Origin of the sequence: Dapis purpurea BLCC-M126 (assembly GCF_050015975.1) — a bacterium.
Classification (GTDB): domain Bacteria; phylum Cyanobacteriota; class Cyanobacteriia; order Cyanobacteriales; family Microcoleaceae; genus Trichodesmium.
In genome coordinates this window covers 32,825-37,759 of record NZ_JBNHER010000277.1, presented here as the reverse complement: position 1 = coordinate 37,759, position 4,935 = coordinate 32,825, and the positions used below count along the sequence as shown (strand labels likewise).

The 4,935-nt window shown below is 38.5% G+C and carries 3 protein-coding genes and 1 other RNA gene; 2 read left to right on the top strand and 2 right to left on the bottom strand.

The genetic code is table 11. The features are described 5' to 3' along the window. Nucleotides 1–245 precede the first annotated feature (245 nt). Nucleotides 246–1,610: a lipid-A-disaccharide synthase-related protein gene (locus tag ACP6PL_RS25735; protein WP_426548182.1), complete on the bottom strand. Its 1,365-nt coding sequence runs from the start codon at nt 1,608–1,610 to the stop codon at nt 246–248. Nucleotides 1,611–2,180: 570 nt separating this feature from the next. Here ACP6PL_RS25735 and ACP6PL_RS25730 point away from each other — a divergent pair. Beyond that, nucleotides 2,181–3,953, top strand: coding sequence for a serine/threonine protein kinase (locus ACP6PL_RS25730; protein ID WP_426548181.1), 1,773 nt, complete (start codon nt 2,181–2,183; stop codon nt 3,951–3,953). A 112-nt stretch (nt 3,954–4,065) separates the two neighbouring features. Next, nucleotides 4,066–4,460: a transfer-messenger RNA gene (gene ssrA, locus ACP6PL_RS25725) on the top strand. Nucleotides 4,461–4,610: 150 nt separating this feature from the next. On the opposite strand, the gene ACP6PL_RS25720 is transcribed toward ssrA, so the two are convergent. Next, on the bottom strand, nt 4,611–4,823 hold the full coding sequence (locus tag ACP6PL_RS25720; RefSeq protein WP_426548180.1) for a hypothetical protein: 213 nt from the start codon (nt 4,821–4,823) through the stop codon (nt 4,611–4,613). Between the last annotated feature and the right edge of the window lie 112 nt (nt 4,824–4,935).

The window sequence follows — 4,935 nt, the reverse complement described above, 5'->3', positions numbered from 1 at the left end:
GCCATCCCTCAACCGCTTTTTCCCCTTAAAAGGGGAGGCTTTAAACCAGAATTATAGCATTTCCCAAGCTAGTGAGGTACAGTTCTGGAGATCCCCCCTAACCCCCCTTGAGAAGGGGGGAACTGGAAGTCCCTCTTTTTAAGGGGGATTTAGAGGGATCATTAATGTACCTCACCAGGCTGAAAACTGCTATATTTAATTATTAATAATTAATAATTGGGTAATAATTAATAATTAATTGTTTTCTACATCCAATTTAACTCCATTAAAAAATTAGCAATTCTTTGAGATGCACCTGATTTTCCCATTCTCCGAACACCATTTTGAGCAATTAATTGTCGTTGGTCTGAGTTATCTAACAAAGACTTAACTAGACCAGCAACTTCTGTAGGATGTTTGACCAGAATTAAAGAAATTCCTAAAAGGCGACTTTGAGCTTCCCCAAAAGCAGATGTAAACTGAGGACCATTACCAGGAATAGCGATCGCTGGTTTTCCTAAACCGACAAATTGTTCTGTAGCAGTACCTGCCATAGCAATAGCTAAATCTCCTCGATGTACAAATTCTGGAAAAGCTTGTTGATTTAAAATCATACTTGCATTTCTATTCGGAGAAATCAATTTTAGCGGAAAATGAATACTTCCTTCTCCAGAAAAAAAGGTTGGTTGAGGATTATCCGTTGGTAGTTGTAAAATACTGCTTTGAGTTTGAGTTTTAATTTCTCGTTCAGCTCGCCAATGATAAGATTTAAGCAATGTACTAAAAGGTTCTAAATCTAAATTAGGAGCGATAGCTCCCAGGAACAAAAACTTTTGTTGTGGGAAAGTTTCCAGCAACCCTACAACTGCCTGAATAATAATTTCCCAATTTGCATAAGCTTCTGGAGAACGAGATCCAGGTAACAAAGTAATTGTTATTTGACCTTGCATCCCTAACATCTGAGCATCAGAACGATACATTGACAGCAGATCGCTCTCCAACTCTACACCATCCATCATTGGGTTTCCCACATAATAAGCTCGAATAGACTTTTTCCGTAACATTTCTACTGTTAACTCATCTCTAGCAAGTACCGCTCTACATTTGCCCCTACTCATTAACCAACGTTCCCAGGGAAAATAAACCGATCCTGACCAAAGTAGGAAACTTTCCACCCAAGACTTGGGAGGAAGTTGTTCAGTTTCATCTCGGATAAGATATTCTGATTTAGCAGTTCCTAAAAAAGCATAAGGTGCTCCACTTAACCAAGCAAATAATAAAGGAACAATATCCCCAACTGCCAAAATAACTACTTGATGACCTAACTTATTTTCAGAACTTATCCAATATCTTAATGCTTTCAGTTGAGCAAAGGTAACTCTTAATAAACCACCTCTGACATCTCGCCATAATTGTTTCCCATCCATATAGATAAAGCCACCAGAAGGCATCCTTTGTCGGGGGCCAATAATTGAGAGGTTAGCTATTTTGCTATAAGCTTGTCCTTCTCCTACTATTGGTAAAGCAGCAAGACTAGGAGGAAGAGGATATTTTTCGAGTTGTTGTAAAATTTGAACTGCGATCGCATCTTCTCCGTGACCATTACTCAGGCAAAGTATCTTTAAGGTCATTTATTTCAAGGGAATAGGGAATAGGGAAGAGTTGGAAAAACATTTCCTAGTCTAAGATTCGTCATTAGACCTTTCCGAAAAAGAGGGAGTAGGTAGGGGACGTTGCATAACAAAAATGCGTTTCATGTCACGCAGTGAAACGTCCCTACAGAATAGGGGGAAAGAATTGATAATTTATGCGCATGGGATTGATTGAATTTTTGATTATATGGAGATGTCTATTAGTCATTATCCTAAAATTCGCTTACTTTAGATTTTTGCTCATAAGACCTGGAAAAATGCAGAAAGAAAAATTACACCTGCAACTATTCCCCATTCCCTTCCAGGATCAACAGACTTTTTCAGCAAGTCTTAATTAATTCGTAATTGAAATACATTAACAAGTAGTAGAAGTTAATATGCAATTTAGCCTATTTATTTTTATAGCAGTCGCCATTACTTCAAATATAGTCACAGCAAGAATTTAACTTCTGACTTCTGACTTCTGACTTCTGACTTCAGCTATATAGCTAAACTCCTGAATACTAAATTGACCTATTAACTAGGATAAAGAGAGATTGGGGAAGAAAAATGAAGATATCATCAAACCTACAAGGGGGCAAATATACCTTAGAACAAGAACTAGGAAGGGGTGGTTTTGGCATTACTATCAAAGCTACTCATAATTATTTAGGACAACCAGTAGTTATTAAAACTCTCAATGAGTCTCTAACTCAACATCCTAATTTTGCAGAATTTCAACATAAATTTCAGGATGAGGCCAAAAGACTTGCTTTGTGTGTCCATCCTAAGATTGTCCGAGTTAGTGATTTTTTTGTCGAAGATGGTCAGCCTTACATGGTAATGGACTATATTCCCGGTCAGACTTTAGCAGAAGTGGTATTTGGCGGCCAACCTCTACCAGAGGCGATCGCTGTGAATTATATTCGTCAAATAGGGAATGCTTTGATAGTAGTAAATCAAAATAATTTGCTTCACCGAGATATTAAACCCCAAAATATTATGCTGCGTCAGGATACTGAGGAAGTAATTTTAATTGACTTTGGTATTGCGCGGGAGTTTATTGCAGGTAAAACTCAAGTTCACACTAATCTGGTCTCAGATGGTTATGCTCCACCAGAACAGTATTTGCCTCAAGGAAAACGCACAGCAGCAACAGATGTATATGGTTTAGCTGCTACTTTCTATACATTATTAACTGGACAAGTGCCAGTACCAGCACCCAGGAGAGTACAACAGGAAATTCCTAGTCCTCGTGAGTTACAACCTCAAATTAGTGCTACTGTTAATCAAGCAGTGCTTAAGGGTATGGCTTTAGATATTCAACACCGACCTCAAAGTGTGGATGAATGGTTAAAGCTTTTATCAGATTCTCTTACCAATAATTCAACTATACAGGTAATACCCCAACGTCCAACTCAGAAATTGGGGAATGGAAAAATTGCTAATGTAAATCTTCCTACTACACAAAGACCTCCAAAAATTTTGATGTGGGGAACACTTGGAGCGATCCTTACTCTGATAGCAGGAGCATTAGCAGCAATAGTGCTTAACTCTCAGAATTCTTCTACTCCTCCCATTGCTCAACCGACTCAACCTTCTCCCACCGTAAGACCATCAGATATTATTGCCCAAACTCCAACTCCAATACCAACACCAGCAAGTACACCCACCCCATCTCCACAACCTAGCAATACTCCAGAGCCAACTTTTATTCCGACCCCAACAGTTGCGCCATCGCCTATACCTCCAGTGTTCACACCTACTCCTACTCCTTTACCTCCTGTAGAACAACCAACATCTATACCACCTAAAGTCAAACCTCCTACACCTGCTCCATCTCCTCAAGATTCAGTTCCCAAAACACTTCTAGACTTAGTATTGCCGGATAATATTCCTTCCGATCCTATTGATAATTCGACTATTAGGGATCTGCCAATTATTCGTGGTTTACCTCCAGGTACATTAGAAAGTAAGGTAATAGAATTATTAGGAAAACCTACAAAAGTTCAAGAGCGTGGGTATTGGCCTAATACCAGGGCTGTGATTTATGATTTACTTCCTAATAAAGTTACTTTAGGCTACATATACGATCGAGATTCTAGTCGCTTACGACAAACTGAGTTGTCTGTAGCGGATACTATAGATGACCGGATGGTGAGAGTAGCTTTGACTAATATGTTGAATTTGAAGATTACTCCAGACATTAAACAAGGACTGCAAGATGTAAGAAACAGGCAAATTAGTCGCTACGAGTTTAAAACAGGTAATTTAGAAGGTCTAATCGAGCGTAGTAAAGATAATCGTGTCTATATTGGTATTTGGGAAGATGATTTACATTAGTGGCAAGAATTTAAAAAAACATATAATTTATTACTTTTGACTTTTGACTTCTGACTTCTAATCTGAGTTGTCATCGTTAAAATAATTGTGTATTATATAAGAATAACCATGCGGGGCATTAACGGTTTCGACAGGGTGGTGAAATCTGCTTTGTGATGCAGGTCGAGAGTGAGTCTTCTCTCGCAAATCCTGGGCTCAAAAAATAATAAGTGCAAACAACATTGTACCTTTTGCTCGTAAGCAAGTAGCTGTAGCTTAATTGCGAAAACACCTCTTATAGGTTCGAGCGTCTGTGATTTGACTCCGTTAAGGATTACAGACTTAACCCCAACGGATGCACTAGCAAACTGCCTCTGGTCTTATGCTAGTTAAGACTTCACCAGAGCATCCCGCCATCCGGGATAATGGATGGTCCCAGCTCTGAGGGTTAAAAAGAGCTAAACCTGTGAATGAGTGAAGGGTGAATAGCCATTTTGGACATGGGTTCGACTCCCATATGCTCCATTAAGTATCGATATATCTAATCCGTTTTCTGCTTAATTAGCAGAGAGCGGCTTTTTTATAAATATTATAAAAAAAATATTCTCTTCGTATCTTAAATATCTTTAATTTCCCCCTACTCCCTAATTTCTTTGTATTCCCTACTTACCTGTAGCACTAAGCATTTAGGGCGCGGACATTGGTAAATCCTTTTAGTGAAGCATTTATTCTAGCACCGAAAACTAACGAGCGAGATAACTTTTGTGCCTGTAACTCTATACTCCCTACAAAAATAAAAGCCCCTTGGCCAACATTGACTAAGGGACAAATAACTATCAGGGTGCATCTACTAAACGTAGTATAACACCCGTGAGGGGTTAAGCCCATCATTTGATTGTTTTGAAAATAATATACTAAATATAAAAAACATAAGTTTTTCAAAACTAAAGTCGAATATGTAAAAAAAAGTCCCTTGGCCAAAATTGGCTAAGGGACTATGACT

Bases quoted from the DNA above. Each gene is read 5' to 3' on its own strand.
- ACP6PL_RS25735 (WP_426548182.1), bottom strand. From the start codon at position 1,610: ATGACCTTAAAGATACTTTGCCTGAGTAATGGTCACGGAGAAGATGCG.
- ACP6PL_RS25730 (WP_426548181.1), top strand. From the start codon at position 2,181: ATGAAGATATCATCAAACCTACAAGGGGGCAAATATACCTTAGAACAA.
- ACP6PL_RS25720 (WP_426548180.1), bottom strand. From the start codon at position 4,823: ATGATGGGCTTAACCCCTCACGGGTGTTATACTACGTTTAGTAGATGC.